Source organism: Nakamurella sp. (genome assembly GCF_044224575.1).
Taxonomy (GTDB): domain Bacteria; phylum Actinomycetota; class Actinomycetes; order Mycobacteriales; family Nakamurellaceae; genus Nakamurella.
In genome coordinates this window covers 17127-37607 of record NZ_JBGAKE010000034.1, presented here as the reverse complement: position 1 = coordinate 37607, position 20481 = coordinate 17127, and the positions used below count along the sequence as shown (strand labels likewise).

The following is a 20481-nucleotide window of genomic DNA, read 5'->3' as shown; positions in this document are numbered from 1 at the left end:
CTGCCGATCGAAAACCGCACTGGATGGTGCTTGCGTCGCGGGGATGCGGTGATCGGCGGCACGTCGACGCCACCGCGCCCGCGGGCCGTGCCGGGATCCCGGCTGCCCAGTTCGCGGTGCAGGACCACCAGATCACCTCCGAATCGCCGATAGCAGACATCACGGTATTCTGGACGTCGAACCCGGCGACTGATGCGCCGGCTTGTCGCCCGGTTGCCGACCTGCGCCAACCCACCTCGTCCGGACGGCAGAACGCGGCGCAGCGGATGACCAGCGCGTGGGTCCGGGAACTGAACCGGCAGGCGGTGCACGGCAGTGAACGCGCCCACCTCGCCGTCCAGCGGCTGACCCACCTGATCGGGTCGCCGGCCGGCCTGCTCCACCCGGCCCTGCTGGCCGGGGCGGTGCACAGCCGGATCGGTCGGCGACGCCGGCCCGCACCGCGACCCCCGGCGCTCGACATGCTCGCCGTGATCGAGGATCCGGTGCCGTCGCAGGTCGGGGCCGAGCAGGCTCGGGTCGCTGCGGCCACCCGACCGGTGTAGCCGAGGATCAGCCGCGGGGCGGCGCCCCGCCGGGCAGCCGCGTCGGCGCGAGTGGCGTGAACGGGGCCGGCGGTCCGCTGGGCAACCTGGTCGGCGGGGCCGGGACGAAGGGCGTGGCGGGCGGGCCGGACGGCAGGCGGGTCGGGGTCAGCCCCCCGTCGGGGCGGGCGGCGGCGGGGGGTGTCGGTGCGGCCACCGGTCCCCGGTCCTCGCGGACCGGTGGCACCGGCCGGGCCGGGACGTCCGGCCGCGGTGCCGCCCCACCCGGCGACCCGGTGGCCGCCGGCAACCCGTCTGTCGGCCCCGTCGGCCCGGTCCGCGCCGCGGGATCGGCCGGGCCGGGTTCGTCCACACTGATGCCGAAATCCGTGGCCAGGCCGCCCAATCCGTTGGCGTAACCCTGGCCGACGGCCCGGAACTTCCAGGCTCCGGCCCGGCGGTAGAGCTCGCCGAAGACGAACGCGGTCTCGGTGGCCGCGTCGGTGATGACGAACTGCGCGATCTCGGCCCCGTCCGGGGCGGCCACGGTGAGCGCCAGACCAGGCACCCGCCCGAAGGGCCCGCCGTCGGCGGACGCCGCGAGCACGACCCGGTCCACCCGCGGGTCCAGCCCGGCCAGGTCCACCGTGACCGTGTCGGTGAAGCCGCCGGACCCGGACTGCTTACCCAGGTGCCGCACCTTCCCGGACGGGTGCGTCGGCTGGTTGTAGAAGACGAGGTCCTGGTCGCTGCGGACCTTTCCCCGCTCGTCCAGCACCAACGCCGAGGCGTCGACGTCAGGGACACCGGGCCCGCCGGACCAGCGCACCACGCACCGGACGGCAGACGCGGACACCGGCAGGTTCGAGCCCTTGACCATCGATGGCATGCCGACCATGGTGCCTGGTCCCCGCGGAAGCCGCGGTGGCCCCGGCCCAGTCGCCGACGAACCGACGGCCGCCGCGGTCCGGTCGACCGGTCTACCCGGCAATGCTGCGCCAGATGCCGTCGACGGCGGAGGCGACCTGCGCGGGTGCGGGTTGCCCGGTCGGCAGCATCACCACGGTCAGCCCGGGTCCGGTTCGTTGGCACTGCTGGACCCTGACCTCCGCAGGATCCGGATCCTTCCCCGCAGGCACGGCGCCGTTGTTGACAGGCAGCGCACGTCACCGATGGTGAGGACCTCGTTGATCGGCGCCCCCACCCCCAGAACATCCGGGTCCTGGGCCGGCACGGCCACCAGCAGCTGGCTCGAGGCGCGCACCGCGTACGCCAGGGCCGGCCCATTGCAGCACGACAGCACTGGTGGGGCCTGCGGGTTCAGTTTCCCCGCAGCACCCAGTCGTCCAGGTGGGGCGCCTCGGCGCCGATGGTGGTGTCGTCGCCGTGCCCGGTGTGTACGACCGTGTCCGGCGGCAGCGTGAGCAGCCGGTGCTTGATCGAGTCGATGATCGTCGGGAAGTCGGAGAACGACCGCCCGGTCGCCCCCGGACCGCCCTGGAACAGCGTGTCGCCGGTGAACACGCAGCCCAGGGCCGGGAGGTACAGACAGACCGACCCCGGCGAATGCCCGGGCGTGTGCAGGACCTGCAGGTCCATCCCGGCGACGGCGATCATCTGGCCGTCCAACAGGTCCGCGTCCGGCTGCCGGCCCTGGTGCGTCATCCCCCACAGCGGTGCGTCCGCCGGGTGCATCAGCACCGGGGCGCCGGTCCACTCGGCCAGCGTCGGCGCCTGACCGATGTGGTCGTTGTGTCCGTGGGTGCACACGATGGCCACCACCCGGCGGCTGTTCAGCCGGCTCAGGATCGCGTCCGCGCTGTGCGCCGGGTCGATGACGATCAGCTCGTCGTCATCACCGACCAGCCAGACGTTGTTGTCCACGTCCCAGGTGCCGCCGTCCAGGCTGAACGTGCCCGAGGTGACGATGCGTTCGACTCGGGCGGACGTCATGCCGGGTCGTGGTGGGTCGCTCGGCCCGCCACGCGCCTCACGCCACCACCCCGAGGCCCGGGTACAGCGGGTGCGCGTTGGCCAGCGCGGTCACCCGGGCGTGCAGGGCGGCCTGCACCGCCGGGTCGAGATCGCCGACCGGCGCGGTGAGCGCGGCGGCGATGATGTCCGCGACCTCGACGAAGTCGCTCGCCCCGAAGCCGCGGGTGGCCAGGGCCGGGGTGCCGATCCGCAATCCCGAGGTGACCATCGGCGGGCGCGGGTCGAACGGCACCGCGTTGCGGTTGACGGTGATGCCGATCGAGTGCAGCCGATCCTCGGCGGCCTGCCCGTCGAGGTCGGAGTCGCGCAGGTCGACCAGCACCAGGTGCACGTCGGTGCCGCCGGTCAGCACCTTCACGCCGGCGTCGGCGACGTCGGACTCGATCAGCCGCTCGGCCAGCAGCCGCGCGCCCAGCAGGGTCCGCTCGGCCCGTTCGGTGAAGGAGGGGTCGGCGGCCATCTTGAAGGCCACCGCCTTGGCCGCGATGACGTGCTCCAGGGGCCCGCCCTGCTGGCCGGGGAAGACCGCCGAGTTGATCTTCTTGGCGATCGCCGGGTCGTTGGACAGGATGACTCCGCCCCGCGGCCCGCCCAGGGTCTTGTGCGTGGTGGTGGTCGTGACGTGGGCGTAGGGCACCGGGTTGGGGTGCAGCCCGGTGGCGACCAGCCCGGCGAAATGCGCCATGTCGACCATGAGCAGCGCGTCGACCTCGTCGGCGATCATGCGGAACCGCTCGAAGTCCAGCTGCCGCGGGTAGGCCGACCAGCCGGCGATGATCAGCTTCGGCCGGTGCTGACGGGCCAGCTTGCCGACCTCGTCCATGTCGATGCGGTAGTCCTCTTTGGACACCTCATAGGCGGCCACGTTGTACAGCAACCCGGAGAAGTTGATCCGCATGCCGTGGGTCAGGTGCCCGCCGTGCGCCAGGGACAGGCCCAGGATCGTGTCGCCCGGCTTGATCAGTGCCTGCATGGCGGCGGCGTTCGCGCTCGCCCCGGAGTGCGGCTGCACGTTCGCGTAGCCGGCCCCGAACAGGGCCTTCACCCGCTCGATGGCCAGCTTCTCGATCACGTCGACGTTCTCGCACCCGCCGTAATAGCGGCGGCCCGGATAGCCCTCCGCGTACTTGTTGGTCAGCACGCTGCCCTGCGCCTGCATGGCGGCCACCGGGGCGAAGTTCTCGGAGGCGATCATCTCCAACGTCTCCTGCTGCCGCCGCACCTCCTTGGCCACGTACTCGGCCACCTCGGGGTCGGCGATCTCCAGCGGTGCGTTCAGCCCCGGCCACGGGTGGGCGGGCGCGTCCGCGGGGGTGATCGAGGCTGCCGCGGTCGATCCCAGGTCGGTCGTCGTCATGCTGATTCTCCCTACCAGTCGCGCCCGGTGGGCGGGCGCCTGTCCGGGCGGGCGGACCCGCCTTTCCCGGATCACCACCGTATCGGCTGGACCGGGAGTCTCAAGAATCGGTAATGGCCGAGCCCGTCATCCGGCAGCTCCGGGCAGCGGCCGATCGGCGACCAATGCCTCCAGGTAGGCCGGCATCGTGGCCGCGGCCAGCAGGCCGTCGGTGTCGGTGTCCGGCACCGTGGGCAGCGTGTAGTCGTGGATGGCGCTCGATTCGTTGCCCTTCACCGACAGGGCCAGGTCCATCAGGTCGGCGACGGTGACGTTGTCGGTGGCCGAGTTGTCGATGACGGTCTGCAGGACCCGGTCGAGCCGCGCCGGATCGGTGATCAGCCCGCCGCTGCTGACCTGCGCCAGCATCGCGGCCAGCAACTGCTGCTGGCGGCCGATCCGCCCGAGATCCCCGGTCGGATCACCGGCCACCCGCCGCGCCCGGGCCAGGGCCAGCGCCTGGTCACCGTCGATCAGCTGGGTGCCGCCGCTCGCGATGATCGTCCGGCCGTGGTCGACCACCGGCCCGTCGAACGTCATGGTCAGGCCGCCCATCGCGTCCACCACGGAGGCGAAGCCGGTGAACTGCACGACGACCAACCGGTCGATGCGCAGCCCGGTCAGGGCCTGTACGGCCTTGACGGTGCACGCCGGACCACCGACCGCGAACGCGTTGGTGATCTTCCACTGCGAGTAGGGGTTGTCGAAGTCGCGGTCGGACAGCGAGTTCGTCGAGTAGTCCCAGGCCTTGCAGGTCGGGGCCGGGATGAGCAGATCGCGGGGGATCGAAACCAGGTCGACGCGTTGTCGGTCCGCCGAGACGTGGGCGATCATCATGACGTCGGACTGCGACGTGCCTTCGCCGGGCGCCACCTGGTCGGCCGGTCGGGTGTCCAGGCCGAGGATCAGGATGTTCTCCGCGGTCGCCGTGTCGCCGCCGGCCGCCGGCGCGGTGCGGATGTTCGGGTCGTCCGGCGCCAACGCATCGACGGACCGTTGCGCGATCGACGAGTCGACCCGATCGACCGCCCACCAGGCGACCCCGGACGCGAGCACCACGGCGGCCGCCACCACGAGCGCCAGCACCCGGCCGGCGACGCGAAGCGCGCGGTACCGGGGGCGGGTCGGCGACTCGGGCGGCGCCGTCTCCGGGAGGTCGTCAACGTCAGGCGTCACCCGATCAGTCTAGCGATGAGCTACTGAAGGTGAGTAGCGATCGACAATCAGGGGTTCTGGGTGTCGAATGGCGCGTGGCGGCGTGGGTCCTCGACTACGTGCTGTAGCGATTCCAGCCGGCGTTTTTCCGCCTTGCCGACTTGTGGGGCGCCAGTGGGCCCCACTCCGGTGCGCCTGGCCCGCTGCCGGGTGAGCCGGGTGCATATCGCCAGCCACTGCTCGGGAGTCGACCTGAACCGATGTCGGGGCCGCGCAACTCTTGCGGCCGATCTGGGTGATATGAGCAATGTTGCCGGTTTGAGTGCCACTGTCGGTGGATAACGATGCGATGACGGACTGGTGCCTCAGGTGAACTGGGGTTTACGGTTCGCCACACGCGGTGTGCAACGTCTCGTTGAGGTGGCCGGTCATCCGGTCCCTTCGAGGCCGCCCGCGGGCCGTCATGGCCATCGCCGATCGCCGAGCAGCAACTGGAGGAACGCGAGCGTGAAACGTCAATTGTGGTGGGGAGCCGGTCTGGCCGGTGTCCTGGTGCTGGGCCTGACTGCCTGCGCAAGTTCCGACCGGGGTTCGACGACCACGACCGGCGAGGCGACCGGTGGCGGGTCGGCATCGGCGTCCGCGGGCGAGGGAAGTGGTGGGACGCCGGCCAACCCCGATGGGCAGTTCGTGTTCGGCGCGGCCGGTGCCCCCAGCATGTTCGACCCGCTGTATGCCACGGATGGGGAGACCTTCCGGGTCGCCCGGCAGATCAACGAAGGCCTGATCCGGTTCAAGCCGGGCACCGCCGACCCGGAGCCGGCGCTGGCCACGGCCTGGGAGTCGAGCACCGACGGCAAGACCTGGACGTTCACCATCCGCGACGGCGTGACGTTCCAGGACGGCACGCCGGTCGATGCCGAGGCCGTCTGTTTCAATCTCGACCGGATGTACACACAGACCGGCGCCGGTGCGACCCAGGCCCAGTACTGGTCGACGGTGATGGGTGGCTTCAAGGATGAGGTAGATGCTTCGGGCGCGCCGGTGCCCTCTGTCTACGCCAGCTGTCAGGCCGACGGCAACAAGGCCGTCATCACCCTGACCACCGCGACCTCGAAGTTCCCGGGCGTGCTCGGCCTGCCGTCCTATTCCATTCAGTCGCCCACCGCGCTCAAGCAGTACGACGCGAACAACGTGGTCGCCCAAGGTGATTCGTTCGTCTACCCGGCCTACGCCACCGACCACCCGACCGGAGCCGGCCCGTACAAGTTCCAGGCCTACGACAAGGCCAACAACACGGTGACCCTCGTCCGCAACGACGACTACTACGGGGAGAAGGCCAAGAACAAGACGCTGATCTTCAAGATCATCCCGGACGAGACCGCGCGTAAGCAGGAGCTGCAGGCCGGCACCATTGACGGCTACGACTTCCCGAGCCCGGCGGACTGGGATGGCCTGACCTCGGGGGGATTCAACGTCGAGGTGCGTCCGGCCTTCAACGTCCTGTACCTGGGGATGACCTTCGGCACCAACCCCGCGCTGGCCGATCTGAAGGTGCGCCAGGCCATCGCGTACGCGCTCAACCGGGATCAGTTCGTGAAATCGCAGCTGCCGGATGGCGCCCAGGTCGCCGATATCCTGTACCCGGACACGGTGGACGGCTGGACCGACGACGTCACCAAGTACCCGTACGATCCGCAGAAGGCCAAGGACCTGCTGGCCGAGGCCGGCCAATCCAACCTGACCGTCAACTTCTGGTGGCCGACCGAGGTCTCGCGCCCCTACATGCCCGACCCCAAGAGCGTGTTCGCCGCGTTCAAGGCCGATCTCGAGGCGGTCGGCATCACCGTCAACGAAACCTCCAAGCCGTGGACCGGTGGATACCTGGACGGTGTGGAGGCGCATGACGCCGATCTGTACCTGCTCGGCTGGACCGGGGACTACAACACCCCGGACAACTTCATCGGCACCTTCTTCACCGATTCCGACAACCGGTTCAACATTGCCACCCAGCCGTGGGGTGCCGAGCTGTCACAGGCGCTGCGGGACGCCGACGCGATCCCGGATCCGACTCAGCGCGACGCGGCGTACGTGAAGATCAACCAGGATCTGATGAGCACCTACCTGCCTGCGGTGCCGATTTCCCACTCGCCGCCGGCGATCGTCGTGGCCGCCGACGTGGAGGGGCTGGTGGCCAGTCCGTTGACCGACGAGCGGTTCAGCACGGTCTACAAGACCGGCTGACCGGCTTAACCCTCGCGCCCCCGAGTTGATCATGGCGATCTCTGCGCGACACGCCGGCGACACGCCGACCGGCGCGCAGAGAACGCCATGATCAACATCAGATGGGGGTCCGAGTGGGGGCCCAGCAACTCTGAACGGGGCGGTGCCATGCGGCCGTCGGTCGGGAGGTGTCGATGCTGAGGTACACGGTTCGCCGCCTGCTCCAACTGGTGCTGGTGATGTTCGTGCTGTCGATCCTGTTGTTCTTCTGGCTGCGCAGCCTGCCCGGTGGACCGGTCAGCGCCCTGCTCGGTGAACGGGCCACCGCCGAGTCACGGGCCCAGCTGGAGAAGGTGCTGGGCCTGGACCAGCCGGTCATCGTGCAGTACTTCAAGTATCTGGGCCGGGTGCTGACCGGCGACTTCGGCCAGTCCACCGGGGTCGCGCCCGGCACCGATGTGATGGACGTGTTCTTCACCCGGTTCGGCGCCACCATCGAGCTGGCCGTCGGCGCCATCGTGCTGGCCCTGCTGTTCGGCATCCCGTTGGGCTACTACGCGGCGCGACGCAAGGGCGGTTTCCTGGACACCGGGCTCATCATCACCTCGCTGATCGGCATCGCCGTCCCGGTGTTCTTCCTGGCCTTCCTGCTCAAGTTCGTCTTCGCCGTCCGGCTGGGTCTGCTACCCCCGTCCGGACGACAGACCGCCGGCATCGGCGCCACCCGGGTCACCGGCCTGTTCATCCTGGACGGGGTGCTCACCCGGGAATGGGACGCATCCTGGGACTCGGTCAGGCACCTGATTCTGCCGTGGATCGCGCTGGCCACCATTCCATTCGCGGTCATCTTCCGGATCACCCGGGCCTCGGTGCTGGAGGTCCAGGGTGAGGACTTCGTGCGCACCGCGGAGGCGAAGGGACTGACCAACAGCACCATCCGCAGCCGGCACGTGCTGCGCAACGCGATGCTGCCGGTGATCACCGTGACCGGGTTGCAGACCGGGGCGCTGCTGGTCGGCGCCGTGCTCACCGAGAAGGTCTTCGCCTACCCGGGTCTGGGCGAGGCGCTGGCCATCGGCTTCACCAAGAAGGACTACCCGGTCATGCAGGTGGTCATCATCGCCGCGGCCGCGGTGTTCGTCATCATCAACACCCTCGTCGACCTGGCCTACGCGCTGGTCGACCCGAGAATCCGGACGCGCTGATGGTCACCACCTACCGCCGGGCGCGGGAGCAGCGGATCGACTCGCTGGTCACCAGCGACGACAAGGGCCTGTCCCTGTGGGGGTCGGCCTGGCAGCGGCTGCGGGTCTCGCCGCTGTTCTGGGTCGGCGCGGTGATCGTCGGGTTGTTCCTGCTGTTGGCCATCTTCGGCCCGCTGTTCGCGCCGCACGACCCGGGCGCGCAGGTGCTGATCGGGCAGACCTCGCGGGCCCGCAACCAGATCGCCCCGCCGCAGGAGGGTTTCCCGCTCGGCGGGGACACGCTGGGTCGGGACCTGTTCTCCCGCATGCTGGTCGGCAGCCGGCAGACCTTGCTGGTCGGTGTGCTGGCCACCACGATCGGGCTGATCGGCGGGCTCATCCTGGGCATCACCGCCGGCGCCTTCGGGGGCTGGGTGGACACCGTGATCATGCGCATCGTCGACGTCATGCTCTCGATTCCCAGCCTGCTGCTGGCCATCTCGATCGCCGTGCTGTTCGCCAACCCCAGCCTGACCAGCGTGATCATCGCGGTGGCGGTGGTGCAGATCCCGGTGTTCGCCCGGCTGTTGCGCGGGCAGATGCTGGCCCAGCGCGAGTCCGACCACGTGCTGGCGGCCCGAGCGCTCGGGGTCAAGCGTGGGTCCATCGTCTTCCGGCACATGGTGCCCAACTCGCTGTCCCCGGTGATCGTGCAGGCCACCCTGGTCATCGCGACCTCGATCATCGACGCGGCCGCGCTGTCGTTCCTGGGCCTGGGCTCGCAGGACGTGTCCGAATCCGAATGGGGGCAAATGCTCGGCGAGGCGCAGAACGTCATTGATTCGCACCCGGGGCTGGCGTTCTGGCCGGCCATCGCCATCATCGTGGTCTGCCTGGGCTTCACCCTGCTGGGCGAATCCCTGCGCGAGGCCATCGACCCGAAGAGCCGGCGGTAGGTGCCCATGGACGCATTGCTGAACGTCTCCGACCTGACCGTCACCTTCAACCGGCGCGGCGTCGCGCCGATGACCGCCGTCGACGGGATCACCTTCTCCGTCGCCCCGGGGCAGACCGTCGGCCTGGTCGGTGAGTCCGGCTGCGGCAAGTCGGTGACCTCGCTGGCGATCATGCGCCTGCTGCCGCGCCGCGGGAACACGGTGACCGGCACCGTCGAGTTCGAGGGCACCGATCTGCTGGCGCTGCCCCTGAACGACATGCGGGACCGTCGTGGCCGCGACCTGGCGATGATCTTCCAGGACCCGCTGTCGTCGCTGAATCCGGTGGTGCCCATCGGCATTCAGGTGACCGAGGTGCTGGAGCGGCACCGCGGGATGAAGCGGTCGGCGGCCATGGGCGAGGCCCGCGACCTGCTGGACTCGGTCGGCATCCCCGATCCGGGCCGGCGGCTCAAGGAGTATCCGCACCAACTCTCGGGTGGCATGCGGCAGCGGGCGCTGATCGCGATGGCCCTGGCCTGCCGGCCGCGGCTGCTCATCGCGGACGAGCCGACCACGGCGCTGGACGTGACCATCCAGGCCCAGATCCTGTCCCTGCTCAAGACGCTGGTGGTCGAGCACGGCACCGCCCTGATCATGATCACGCACGACCTGGGCGTGGTCGCCGGGCTGTGCGACGAGGTCAACGTGCTCTACGCGGGCCGCGTCGTCGAACGGGCCGACCGGCATGAGTTGTTCGCCGCGCCTCGACATCCCTACACGCACGGGTTGCTGGAATCGATCCCGCGGCTGGACGCCGGGCCGGGGGAGCGGCTGACGCCGATCGTGGGTTCGGTCGCGGACAACATCTCGTGGGTCGGCGGGTGCGCGTTCGCGCCGCGGTGCTCGCGCGAGATCGAACCGTGCCGGCAGGTCACCCCGCTGCTGGAGCCCGCTCCGCAGGCGGCCCCCGACCATCTGCAGCGCTGCCACAACCCGGTCGTCCCGGCCGCGGCCGGCGGGACTGCGGGTGGGACTGCCGGCGGGCTCGACCTGACCAAGGGGCCGTCATGACGACCGGACCGGCCTGGGAGGACCCGATCGTCGTCAACCCGGACGAGGCGACGGCGCAGGCGGCCGCCGAGGCCGCCACCGATCGGATGGAACGCGGCGCGCACGAGTCCGAACCACTGCCCGACCGGCCCGCTGCCGAGCTGTCCGCCGCCACCAAGGACGCCGAGATCCTGCTGGAGGTCAACGACATCAAGGTGCACTTCCCGATCCGCAAGGGAGTGCTGATCGACAAGGTGGTCGGCCACGTCTACGCCGTCGACGGTGTGTCACTGGCCGTCAAGCGCGGCGAGACCTACGGCCTGGTCGGCGAATCGGGGTGCGGCAAGACCACGTTGGGCCGCGCCATCCTGCGCCTGGTGGAGCCGACCGCCGGGTCCGTGCTGTTCGACGGGGTCGATGTGGCCGACCTCAAACCCGAACCGCTGCGCCAGATCCGGCACCGGATGCAGATGGTGTTTCAGGACCCGCTGTCCTCGCTCGACCCGCGCCAGTCGGTGCAGTCGATCCTGGAGGAGGGCATGCGCGCGCACGGCATCGCCACGACGGGCGGCCAGCGGCTCCGCGACCTCTTGTCGGCGGTCGGCCTGCCGACCTCCGCGCTGCGCAAGTTCCCGCACGAATTCTCCGGCGGCCAACGGCAACGCATCGGCATCGCCCGCGCGCTCGCCGTCGAACCCGAGCTGATCGTCGCCGACGAACCGGTGTCCGCGCTGGACGTCTCGGTGCAGGCCCAGGTGATCAACGTGCTCGAGGACCTGCAGGCCGACCTGGGCCTGACCTACCTGGTGATCGCGCACGACCTGGCCGTCGTCCGGCACATCTCCGACCGGGTCGGCGTCATGTACCTGGGCGCGCTGGTCGAGGAGGCCCGCTCCGGGGAGCTGTACGAGCAGCCGCTGCACCCCTACACTCGCGCCCTGCTGTCCGCGGTGCCGGTGCCGGACCCGGTCGTGGAAGACAGCCGCGAACGCATCCTGCTCACCGGCGACCTGCCGTCCCCGGCCAACCCGCCGACGGGCTGCCGGTTCCACACCCGCTGCCCCTGGCGGCAGCCGACGCTGTGCGATACCGATCGGCCGGTGCTGACCGAGTTCGCACCCGGGCACCGGGTGGCCTGCCACTACGCGGCGCAGATCGACGCCGGGCAGATCACCCCCCACCGGGTGTCGGAAACGGTCATCTGACTCCTTCGGGCGCGCCGCCGGCGGTCGGCTGCGGCCCGGTTGGCGGTTCGATCAGCTCCCGGGCACCATGGCGGCATGGTCGCCGCCGACGTCAATGCCGCCGCATCGTCCCCGCCTCGCCGGTCGTCCGGATCGGAACTGGGCAACGGTGCGGTGACCTTGACCAAGGCCCTGTCGATCGTCGAGTTCGTCGCCGAACGGGAAGGTGCCTCCGCGCGGGAGATCGCCGTCGGCGTCGGCATCCCGCTGTCCACCGCCTACCGGCTGGCGCACATCCTGGTCGGCGCGGACTACCTGGTGCACCTCAGGGAGGAGCGCCGGTTCGCCCTCGGTATCAAACTGCGGATCCTGAGCCAGTCGGTCGATCGGCAGTTCGGGCTCAGCCCCGAGGTCCGGACCGAGGTCGGCATGCTGCACCGGCAGGTGGGTGCGGCCGCCTACTTCGCCCAGTACCGGGGCAGCGAGGTGGTCGTCGCCCACGTCGAGGACTCGCCGGAGTGTCCCCGGGTGGTGCCCCTGGATGTCGGCCTGCACGAGGCCACCCACGCCACCGCCTTCGGCAAGGTGCTGCTGGCCGGCATGCTGCCCGAGCAGCGGGACCAGTACCTCAACGACCATCCGATGCGCTCGCTGACGCCGGCCACCATGACCCGGCGGACCGATCTGGAGAACGACCTGGCCACGGTCAACCGCACCGGGGTGGCCTGGGAGTACGAAGAATTCATGCCCGATCTGATCTGCGTGGCCGCGGGTGTCCGCGGCGGCAATGGCATGATCGTCGGGTCGGTGGCCCTGTCCGGGTCGGCCGCACGGATGCGCCGCAGCGCACCGGCCTGCGAGGAAGCCGTTCGGCGAAGTGCCGCACGGGTCAGCCGGTGCCTGCGCGCCTATTCGCAGCCGCGGATCTGACCCCGTCCCGCCCGGCGCACGCTCCTCTCCACCGCCCCCTCGTCGTCCCGCGCCACCCTTCCCGCGCCCCCTTTCCGCGCGGATCAACAACGCCTGCGCGGATGAACCGGCCCCGATTGTGGCTGGTGTGACAGCTGTCAACGAGTTCATCCGCGCGGGTATCCACCGTCGGTCATCGGGGTCCCCCCATCCGGTCGAGGGTGCCCCGCTGACGGCCCATGGCCCGAACGTGCGGGCTCGGCCGGCCGCGCTGTCGTCGCAGGTTCGCGAAACGTCAACCCGCACTGAGCGGTTGGTGGGATCTCGAGGCGGGGACTACGGTCGGACCTACCGCCGCGCCAGGACCGCCGGCGCCGGGACGACCGTGCCACGAAACGGAGACAGCGATGTCCGACACCCCCGCCATCGACCCGAAGCGCACCGCGGTGGTGCTCATCGAGTACCAGAACGACTTCACCACCGAGGGAGGCACGCTGCACGGCGCCGTCAAGGACGTCATGGAATCGACCGGGATGATGAAGAACACCGCCGACGTCGTCGACGCCGCCCGCGCGGCCGGCGCGACCGTGATTCATTCACCGATCAGCTTCGCCGCCGGGTACGCGGAGATCTCGTCCACCCCGTACGGCATCCTGGCCGGCGTCGTCGAATCCAACTCGTTCGTCAAGGACAGCTGGGGCGCCGCGTTCGTCGACGAGGTGAGTCCCGTCGATGGCGACATCGTCATCGAGGGAAAGCGCGGCCTGGACGCGTTCGCATCGACGAACCTGGACTTCATCCTGCGGTCGAAGGGCATCGACACCATCGCCCTCGCCGGCTTCCTGACCAACTGCTGCGTCGAGTCGACGATGCGCTCCGGCTACGAGCGCGGGTACCAGGTGTACACGCTGACCGACTGTCTCGCGGCCACCTCGCAGGACGAACACGACAACGCGATCGCCAAGGATTACCCGATGTTCTCCCGCCCGGTCAGCGGTGGCGCGTTCGCCGACGCGCTCGGCGGAGGCGCCGGCCCGGCCGACACCAGCCGCGGGTACTGAGCGGTCTCCCCCGCGAGGAGGATTCGGCCGCGTTGCACAGCCGGATGGTCCCACCCGGGCCGGCCGCTTTCGACGACAAGAGCCGCACCGCCCGCGACCAGCGGGAGGTGCGGCTTTCGTCGTCTCGGACGGCGGCTCGCTGAACGAGAGCCGCGCGGATCAACTGACGGCGAATGTGACTGATGGGACGGAAGTCGACCAGTTCGGCCGCGCCGCGGTAGTTGATCCGCGCGGTCAGGGTGGGTGGTGGCTACAGCTGTTGGGCCTTGAGTGAGGACACGATGTGTTCGGCCTGCCGGATGGCCAGCGCGACGATGGTCAGTGTCGGGTTGGCGGCGGCACCGGTGGTGAACACCGAGCCGTCGGCGACGAACAGGTTGGGCACGTCGTGGGCCCGCCCGAACGTGTTGGTCACGCCGTCCTCGGGACGCTCCGACATCCGCGAGGTCCCCAGGTTGTGGGTGGCCGGGTACGGCGGCGTGCGGTGCGAGGACAGGGCACCGACCGATTCGTAGATGGCCTGACCCTGCTGGTAGCCGTAGTTGCGCATCGCCGTGTCGTTCGGGTGGTCGTCGAAGTGCACGTTCGGCACCGGCAGCCCGTGCTGGTCCTTGACCGCGTGGTTCAGGGTGACCCGGTTCGTTTCCTGGGGCATGTCCTCGCCGACGATCCACATCCCGGCGGTGTTGGCGTAGCCGTCCATGATGTGGGTGAACTCCGGCCCCCAGAGGCCGGGCTCGACGAAGCTGGCCAGGAACGGCACGCCCAGCGACAGGGTCTCCATGTAGAAGCCGCCGGCGAACCCACGGTCCGGATCGTGCCGGGACTCGTCGGCGACCAGCCCGGCCATCGTCTCGCCGCGGTACATGTGTACCGGCCGGTCGAACTGCGCGTACACCGAACCGGTCATGTGCCGCATGTAGTTCTTGCCGACCTGGCCGGAGGAGTTGGCCAGGCCGTCCGGGAACTGCGGGCTGGCCGACTGCAGCAGCAGCCGCGGCGTCTCGATCGAGTTGCCGGCGACGACGACCACGCGCGCCTTCTGCCGTTGCAGGTTGCCGGCGGCGTCCAGGTAGAGCACCGAGTCGGCCTTGCCGGACGCGTCGTGGGTGATCTGCACGACGTGCGAGTTCGGCCGCAGGTCGAGCTTGCCGGTCTTGAGGGCCTTGGGGATCTCGCTGACCAGGGTGCTCCACTTGGCGCCCGACTTGTCGCCCTGGAAGTTGAAGCCGTCCTGGATCGATGAGGGCCGGCCGTCGTACGGCTCGGCGTTGGTGCCGTACGGGCCGGTGGCGTAGAAGTGGTAGCCCACCTTTTCGGCGCCGTTGGCGAACACGAAGTAGTTGTTGTTGGCCGGCAGGGGAGCCCGGCCGTTGGTGTGCGTGGACCCGATCCGATCCTCGGCGGTCGTGTAGTAGCGGGCCATCTCCGCGCCGTCGACCGGCCAGTCCAGCAGGTTGGCCCCGTCGATCCGCCCGTAGTGGGTGCGGGCCTTCCACTCATGGTCGTGGAACCGCGGGGTCGCGCCCGACCAGTGGGTGGTGGTGCCGCCGACGGCCTTGACGACCCAGGCGGGCAGGTTCGGGAAGTCCTTGGGCATCCGCCAGCTGCCGGACGTGGTGCGCACGTCCAGCCAGGCCATCTGGCTGAACGCCTCCCACTCGTTGTTCACCCAGTCGTCGATGGTGAAGTACGCGCCGGCTTCGAGACAGACGACGTTGACGCCCGCCTTGGTGAGGTCGTGCACGGTCGTGCCGCCGCCCGCGCCCGAGCCGATCACGACGACGACCGAGTCGTCGTCCTGCGAGAAGGTCGCGCCGGCGTGCTCGCCGCCGCTGCCCTTGGTGGTCGCCATGTGTCAGCTCACGCTCCGGTCTTGGTCTTGATGGGCACGAACTTCACCGGGCCGTCGTATTCGGTGATCCGCGGCTCGGGGAGCCAGTCCAGGTCGTTGAACCCGCGGGTCAGGTAGCCACCCTGGTCGAATGAGGAGCCCTGATACCCCAGGGCCGCCCAGGTCTCCGGGTCGTCGTACAGGTTCACGGTGGCGAACCGGCGCACGTACCCGAAGAACGGGGTGTTCTCGATCCGCTTGAGCAGCGTGTAGCCGTCGGCGTTGCTGAGACTGACGAAGTCGCCGTCGGCCAGCGCGTCCAGGTCGGCCAGTCCCTGGGCCAGGGTCGTCTGGTTGAAGGGGTTGCCGGCCGCGTCGGCGATCAGCTTGTCCGCCGTGCGCTCGTACGGCCCCCGCGGAACGTTCGCGTGCGGGTAGGCCGCCTGCAATGTCCGGATCAGGACCTGCCTGGCGCGGTCGGTGTCCTGGGTTGAAGTCATGCCCTCTCCACTTCGTCGTGGTACCCGCGAGAACCCAGCTGCCGCCCGGTTCCTGCGGTGGTGTGTGACGGTGCCGCGGCCCAGTCTGCTCGCCGGCACTCGATCGCGCAGCGATCGGAGGACGACGAGTCGACGGGATGGCCGCCGGTCGGCAGGAATGCCACTGTGGTGCCCGGATCGGGCAAATTCCAGACCGGTTCTCGCACGCTGAGAACGACCGGTCGCGCAGGTAGCGCAGCTGTCGTAGGGTCGGCGCCGGTCGGCTTCCGCCGCCCGCGCAGTGGCGCGCGGGTGCGGGGGCGACCCCGGGAGAGCTCGATTCGACGAGGAACCGACCGAAAGGCGTCACGCATGATCTTCATCTGCGCCAAGTGGCAAGTGAAGCCCGAGAATGCCGACAAGTGGCTGGATCTGACCAAGGACTTCACCGAGGCGACGCGGGCCGAACCGGGCAACCTGTTCTTCGACTGGTCGCGCAGCGTCGACGACCCGAACGAGTTCGTGCTCATCGAGGCGTTCCTGGACGATGCGGCCGAGGCGCACGTGAGCGCACCGCACTTCAAGCAGGCTCAGGCGGACCTCCCGCAGTATCTACAGGCGACCCCGAAGATCGTCAACTTCGTGGTGCCCGGCACCGAGTGGTCGGAGCTGGGGGAGATGGAGGTCAAGTAGCCCGCTGACGGGGCCGGGCACGCGAGAGCCTCCCGGACCGGGAGCAACGCGGAGGCGCACAGGCGACGCACAGCCCGGCATGGTGTTCCCCGGACGGTTCCGCTACCGTCGACCGATGCCGATCGACTCCCTGCTGGGTCGTGATGCGGAGACCCGCCGGTTGGTGTCGATGCTGGGGCGGGCCCGAAACGGCCGCGGTGCCGCGCTGCTGGTCAGTGGTGACCCAGGCATCGGCAAGACGGCCCTGGTGAGCACCCTGGCGGCCGATCCGCCCGGCATGACCACGTTGAAAGTAGTTGGCTTCGAGGCGGAGTCGACGATCCCGTTCGCGGCCATCCAGCGCTTGACCATCCCTCTGCAGGAGCGGCTGGCGGCGTTGCCGGACCGGCAGCGGCTTGCCCTCGCCGTGGCCACCGGCCGGGCCGATGGCCCGCCGCCGGATCGATTTCTGGTCGGTCTGGGCCTGCTCGGGCTGCTGACGGCGACCGCCGCGGTGGCGCCGGTGGTCTGCGTGATCGATGAAGCCCAACACTTGGACGCCGAAAGCCTCGATGCCCTTGGCCTTGTTGCCCGCAGGATCGAGGCCGAGCGCATCGCTCTGCTGTTCGCCGGGCGTGTCGACACGGGCCTCGCGCAGCGCCTGGTCGGCGTCCCGGAACTGACCTTGCCGGGACTACCGATGGATGCGGCGGTGCGATTGCTGCAACTGTCGGCGGCGGGGCCGATCGATCCGGTGGCGGCTGCCGCGATCGTCGACGCACTGAGTGGGAACCCCTTGGCGTTGGTCGATCTCGCCGTCGAGGTGTCGGCCCGGGAGCTCTCCGGCCGGGGTCTCGATGGACGGCCGGTCCCGGTCGGTCGTCGCCTGGAGCAGCATTACCTGCGCCGGGTCGGTGAGGTGGACGGGCCTGCGCAGGCGTGGCTGTTGCTGGCGGCATCCGATGCGGCGGCCGGCCTGGACCTCATCGGGGCCGCCGCAGATCGCCTGGGGATCGATCCGGACGCCGGTGACCGGGCCGAATCCGCGGGCTTGGTCGAATTGGCCGAGACCGTCCGGTTCCGTCACCCGTTGGTGCGCTCGGCCGTGTACAACGCCGCGTCCGGGGTGGACCGGCGCCGGGTGCACCGGGCGTTGGCCGCCGCGGCCGTCGGATTGGGATTGGCCGAGATCGAGGCCTGGCACGCGGCGCATGCCACCCTGGGCACCGATCCGGAGGTCGCCGACCGGCTGGAGCACGCCGCGGATCTGGCGGCGCGGCGGGGCGGGTTCGCCTCCCGAGCCAGCGTGCTCACCCGGGCCGCCGACCTGACGCCGGCCGGAGCCCGGCGCGCCGAACGACTCATCGGGGCGGCCGAGGCGGCCCTGATGGTCGGCGCCGTGCAGGTCGCCGCCGGCCTCGTCGGCCGGCTCGACGACAACGCCCTCGACGTGGTCCAGCGCGCCCGGGTCATCGTCGTCCGCTACGGGATCGCTCTGTTCGTCGCAGACCCGGAGACGCTCGTCAACGGCACGGCGCTGCTCATGCAGGCGGCCGACGGTTTCCACGGCCACGACCCGCTGCGCGAGCAGCGGACCCTGTTGATGGCGTTCGAGTCCTGCGTGGTGGCCGACCGTCTCATGGTCGGGGTGACGACCGCCGAGTTGGGCGAGCGGTTGGCCGCCGGAGCCGAGATGACGGACGGGCCCACGTCGGTCATCCTGCGGGGTCTGAGTGCACTGATCCGCCTGCCCTACGACCGCGCCGTCCCCTTGGCCCGCGCGGCGATGGCCCAGATTGATCGGCTCCCGGAGCGGGAGATGATGCAGCTCGGCACGGCGATCACCGCATTGACCACGTTTCTGGCCGACATCGCCGGCCGGGATGCCGCTCTCGACCGCTGCGCGAACGCCGCGCGGAATGCCGGCGCGCTCCAGTCGTTCGACACGGTGCTGTGGCTGATCTCGCTGACCCAGCTGACCGGCGGCACCGTGCGGCGAGCGGTCGAGTGCGTCGACGAGGTGCGCGGCGTGCGCCGGGCGATGGGCTACGACAGCGAGCAAGTGGTCAACCCGGCCGTGATCGCGTGGACCGGTGGGCCGCGGGAGGTGGTTCGGCAGATCGGCGAGGGGGCCGGAGCGGGCGGTTTCGGCGGGGTGACCGCCGTCGCGACCTGGGCCCTGGCCGTGCGGGACCTGGCCGAGGGGCACTACCGGGACGCGTACCGGCTGCTGCAGCCGCAGATCGCCGATCCTTTCCTCCAGGTGACCCCGCTGCAGTACAGCGATTTCGTGGAGGCCGCTGTGCGCGGCGGGCACGAGGAAGAGGCGGCCCGCTGGGTGACGGAGATGGGCCGGCGGGCGGCCGTCAACGGATCGCCCTGGTACCGCGGTGTGACCCTGCGCAGTCGTGCCCTGGTCGCCCCGAATGACGAGGCGGAGGCTCACTTCCGGGCGGCGATCACGGCCCTGACGGACACCGGCGCACTGATCGATCTCGCCCGCGCCCATCTGCTCTACGGGGAGTGGCTGCGCCGGACCCGACGGCGAGGCGACGCCCGGCACCAGCTCACCTCGGCGCTCGAGCTGTTCGAACGAGGCGGCGGCGAGATATTCGTCGGCCGGGTGCGCGCCGAGATCGAGGCGACCGGAGCCAGGAATGTCGCCGCGCAGGAGCGCGATCCGCTCGCCCTGACCGCGCAGGAATTGACCATCGCGCGCCGGGCGGCCGCCGGTCACACGAACGCGGAAATCGCCGGAGCCCTGTTCATCAGCCCGAACACCGTCGACTACCACCTGCGGAAGGTTTTCGGCAAGCTGGGCATCTCGTCCCGGCGGCAACTGGCGGACCGGCTCGACCACCGGGATCCGGGCGCACCGGCCGGCAAGCTCTGAGCGGTCCGCATCGATCGCCCACCGGAACCCGCCGGTGTGTTCCGATCGCGGACCGACGTCCGGCCGACTACGTGATTCACGTGGTCCGCCGCCGGTGCGGCCGGTGCACGATCAGGGCAGTCGAAATCCGGGGAGGACGTCATGCCCACTGTGACCGCCGACGATGGCGCCGAGATCTTCTACAAGGATTGGGGAACCGAGGGATCGCCGGTGCTGCTCAGCCATGGCTGGCCGCTGAACTCGGACGCCTGGGAGGCCGCCGCGCTGTTCCTGGCCGCGCGCGGGCACCGCGTCATCGCCCACGACCGACGGGGACACGGGCGGTCCAGCCAGACCTGGCATGGCAACGAGATGGACACCTACGCAGACGATCTCGCCACCCTGATCGAGGCCCTCGACCTGCGGGAGCTGACCCTGGTCGGGCATTCCACCGGGGGCGGCGAGATCGTCCGCTACCTGGGCCGGCACGGCAGCGCCCGGGTGGCCAAGTTGGTCCTCGTCGCCGCCGTGCCGCCGCTGATGCTGCGCTCCGACGACAACCCGAAGGGACTGCCGCTCGAGGTCTTCGACCAGATCCGGGCCGCCGAACTGGCCGATCGCTCCCAGCTGTACCGGGATCTAGCCGACGGGCCGTTCTTCGGGCACAACCGAAACAACGACGTGGACCGCGGATTCCGGGATGCGTTCTGGCTGCAGAGCATGGCCTGCGGGCACCGGGGTGCCTACGAGTGCATCGCGGCTTTCTCGGCGACCGACTTCCGGCCGGATCTGGCCAGGATCGACGTACCCACGCTCGTCATCCACGGCGACGACGATCAGATCGTCCCCTTCGAAGTCGGCGGGAAGCGATCGGCCGAGCTGATCGCCGGTGCGGAGCTGAAGGTCTACGCCGACTCCCCGCACGCCCTGCCCGACACCGACCGTGACCGACTGCACGCCGACCTGCTCGCCTTCATCGATTCCTGACTTCCATAGTCCCCTCCA

18 protein-coding genes are annotated in these 20481 nt (G+C 70.1%); 11 read left to right on the top strand and 7 right to left on the bottom strand.

From position 1 onward, the window contains the following. Positions 1-266: 266 nt before the first annotated feature. Positions 267-545 carry a hypothetical protein gene (locus tag ACILSK_RS24210; protein WP_395729751.1) on the top strand — a complete coding sequence of 93 codons (279 nt, stop codon included), beginning with the start codon at positions 267-269 and terminating at the stop codon, positions 543-545. 7 nt (positions 546-552) lie between these two features. On the opposite strand, the gene ACILSK_RS24205 is transcribed toward ACILSK_RS24210, so the two are convergent. The 5 genes from ACILSK_RS24205 to ACILSK_RS24185 form a co-directional block, all read right to left on the bottom strand. Then, positions 553-1413 (bottom strand): TerD family protein, encoded by an 861-nt coding sequence (locus tag ACILSK_RS24205; RefSeq protein WP_395729750.1) that lies wholly within the window; start codon positions 1411-1413, stop codon positions 553-555. A 177-nt stretch (positions 1414-1590) separates the two neighbouring features. After that, positions 1591-1788: a hypothetical protein gene (locus ACILSK_RS24200; RefSeq protein ID WP_395729749.1), complete on the bottom strand. Its 198-nt coding sequence runs from the start codon at positions 1786-1788 to the stop codon at positions 1591-1593. 56 nt (positions 1789-1844) lie between these two features. After that, the gene (locus tag ACILSK_RS24195) at positions 1845-2477 is read right to left on the bottom strand and encodes an MBL fold metallo-hydrolase (RefSeq protein ID WP_395729748.1); all 633 of its coding nucleotides are present in this window, start codon (positions 2475-2477) and stop codon (positions 1845-1847) included. 37 nt (positions 2478-2514) lie between these two features. Next, positions 2515-3876 carry a serine hydroxymethyltransferase gene (gene glyA / locus ACILSK_RS24190; RefSeq protein WP_395729747.1) on the bottom strand — a complete coding sequence of 454 codons (1362 nt, stop codon included), beginning with the start codon at positions 3874-3876 and terminating at the stop codon, positions 2515-2517. A gap of 126 nt (positions 3877-4002) precedes the next feature. Further along, positions 4003-5091: an LCP family protein gene (locus ACILSK_RS24185; protein ID WP_395729746.1), complete on the bottom strand. Its 1089-nt coding sequence runs from the start codon at positions 5089-5091 to the stop codon at positions 4003-4005. 486 nt (positions 5092-5577) lie between these two features. Between ACILSK_RS24185 and ACILSK_RS24180 the strand changes: the two genes are divergently transcribed. From ACILSK_RS24180 to ACILSK_RS24150, 7 genes are all read left to right on the top strand, one after another. After that, a complete protein-coding gene (locus ACILSK_RS24180; protein WP_395729745.1) occupies positions 5578-7314 on the top strand; it encodes an ABC transporter substrate-binding protein in 1737 nt (578 codons plus the stop codon). A 173-nt stretch (positions 7315-7487) separates the two neighbouring features. Continuing rightward, entirely contained in the window at positions 7488-8498 is a 1011-nt protein-coding gene (locus tag ACILSK_RS24175; protein WP_395729744.1) for an ABC transporter permease, read from the top strand. Then, positions 8498-9433 (top strand): ABC transporter permease, encoded by a 936-nt coding sequence (locus tag ACILSK_RS24170; protein ID WP_395729743.1) that lies wholly within the window; start codon positions 8498-8500, stop codon positions 9431-9433. Before ACILSK_RS24175 ends, ACILSK_RS24170 begins: the two co-directional genes overlap by 1 nt. Before the next feature lie 6 nt (positions 9434-9439). Beyond that, complete coding sequence (locus ACILSK_RS24165) at positions 9440-10486, top strand: ABC transporter ATP-binding protein (RefSeq protein ID WP_395729742.1); 1047 nt, start codon at positions 9440-9442, stop codon at positions 10484-10486. Positions 10487-10572: 86 nt separating this feature from the next. Continuing rightward, positions 10573-11670, top strand: coding sequence for an ABC transporter ATP-binding protein (locus ACILSK_RS24160; protein WP_395729758.1), 1098 nt, complete (start codon positions 10573-10575; stop codon positions 11668-11670). Positions 11671-11745: 75 nt separating this feature from the next. Next, the gene (locus tag ACILSK_RS24155; protein ID WP_395729741.1) at positions 11746-12579 is read left to right on the top strand and encodes an IclR family transcriptional regulator; all 834 of its coding nucleotides are present in this window, start codon (positions 11746-11748) and stop codon (positions 12577-12579) included. A 386-nt stretch (positions 12580-12965) separates the two neighbouring features. After that, positions 12966-13619 carry a cysteine hydrolase gene (locus ACILSK_RS24150; RefSeq protein ID WP_395729740.1) on the top strand — a complete coding sequence of 218 codons (654 nt, stop codon included), beginning with the start codon at positions 12966-12968 and terminating at the stop codon, positions 13617-13619. 250 nt (positions 13620-13869) lie between these two features. Here ACILSK_RS24150 and ACILSK_RS24145 read toward each other — a convergent pair whose 3' ends face one another. Both ACILSK_RS24145 and ACILSK_RS24140 read right to left on the bottom strand, forming a co-directional pair. Beyond that, positions 13870-15474, bottom strand: coding sequence for a GMC family oxidoreductase (locus tag ACILSK_RS24145; RefSeq protein WP_395729739.1), 1605 nt, complete (start codon positions 15472-15474; stop codon positions 13870-13872). 8 nt (positions 15475-15482) lie between these two features. Then, entirely contained in the window at positions 15483-15953 is a 471-nt protein-coding gene (locus ACILSK_RS24140) for a hypothetical protein (RefSeq protein WP_395729738.1), read from the bottom strand. A gap of 351 nt (positions 15954-16304) precedes the next feature. Between ACILSK_RS24140 and ACILSK_RS24135 the strand changes: the two genes are divergently transcribed. The 3 genes from ACILSK_RS24135 (at position 16305) to ACILSK_RS24125 (ending at position 20463) form a co-directional block, all read left to right on the top strand. After that, the gene (locus ACILSK_RS24135; RefSeq protein WP_395729737.1) at positions 16305-16625 is read left to right on the top strand and encodes a putative quinol monooxygenase; all 321 of its coding nucleotides are present in this window, start codon (positions 16305-16307) and stop codon (positions 16623-16625) included. Between the two features lie 115 nt (positions 16626-16740). Next, positions 16741-19497: an AAA family ATPase gene (locus tag ACILSK_RS24130; RefSeq protein WP_395729736.1), complete on the top strand. Its 2757-nt coding sequence runs from the start codon at positions 16741-16743 to the stop codon at positions 19495-19497. 141 nt (positions 19498-19638) lie between these two features. Continuing rightward, a complete protein-coding gene (locus tag ACILSK_RS24125) occupies positions 19639-20463 on the top strand; it encodes an alpha/beta fold hydrolase (RefSeq protein WP_395729735.1) in 825 nt (274 codons plus the stop codon). The last annotated feature ends 18 nt before the right edge of the window (positions 20464-20481 follow it).

Coding starts and splice junctions, on each gene's coding strand:
- ACILSK_RS24210 (WP_395729751.1), top strand. CDS start 267: ATGACCAGCGCGTGGGTCCGGGAACTGAACCGGCAGGCGGTGCACGGC.
- ACILSK_RS24205 (WP_395729750.1), bottom strand. CDS start 1,413: ATGCCATCGATGGTCAAGGGCTCGAACCTGCCGGTGTCCGCGTCTGCC.
- ACILSK_RS24195 (WP_395729748.1), bottom strand. CDS start 2,477: ATGACGTCCGCCCGAGTCGAACGCATCGTCACCTCGGGCACGTTCAGC.
- glyA (WP_395729747.1), bottom strand. CDS start 3,876: ATGACGACGACCGACCTGGGATCGACCGCGGCAGCCTCGATCACCCCC.
- ACILSK_RS24175 (WP_395729744.1), top strand. CDS start 7,488: ATGCTGAGGTACACGGTTCGCCGCCTGCTCCAACTGGTGCTGGTGATG.
- ACILSK_RS24170 (WP_395729743.1), top strand. CDS start 8,498: ATGGTCACCACCTACCGCCGGGCGCGGGAGCAGCGGATCGACTCGCTG.
- ACILSK_RS24165 (WP_395729742.1), top strand. CDS start 9,440: ATGGACGCATTGCTGAACGTCTCCGACCTGACCGTCACCTTCAACCGG.
- ACILSK_RS24160 (WP_395729758.1), top strand. CDS start 10,573: ATGGAACGCGGCGCGCACGAGTCCGAACCACTGCCCGACCGGCCCGCT.
- ACILSK_RS24155 (WP_395729741.1), top strand. CDS start 11,746: ATGGTCGCCGCCGACGTCAATGCCGCCGCATCGTCCCCGCCTCGCCGG.
- ACILSK_RS24150 (WP_395729740.1), top strand. CDS start 12,966: ATGTCCGACACCCCCGCCATCGACCCGAAGCGCACCGCGGTGGTGCTC.
- ACILSK_RS24145 (WP_395729739.1), bottom strand. CDS start 15,474: ATGGCGACCACCAAGGGCAGCGGCGGCGAGCACGCCGGCGCGACCTTC.
- ACILSK_RS24140 (WP_395729738.1), bottom strand. CDS start 15,953: ATGACTTCAACCCAGGACACCGACCGCGCCAGGCAGGTCCTGATCCGG.
- ACILSK_RS24135 (WP_395729737.1), top strand. CDS start 16,305: ATGATCTTCATCTGCGCCAAGTGGCAAGTGAAGCCCGAGAATGCCGAC.
- ACILSK_RS24130 (WP_395729736.1), top strand. CDS start 16,741: ATGCCGATCGACTCCCTGCTGGGTCGTGATGCGGAGACCCGCCGGTTG.
- ACILSK_RS24125 (WP_395729735.1), top strand. CDS start 19,639: ATGCCCACTGTGACCGCCGACGATGGCGCCGAGATCTTCTACAAGGAT.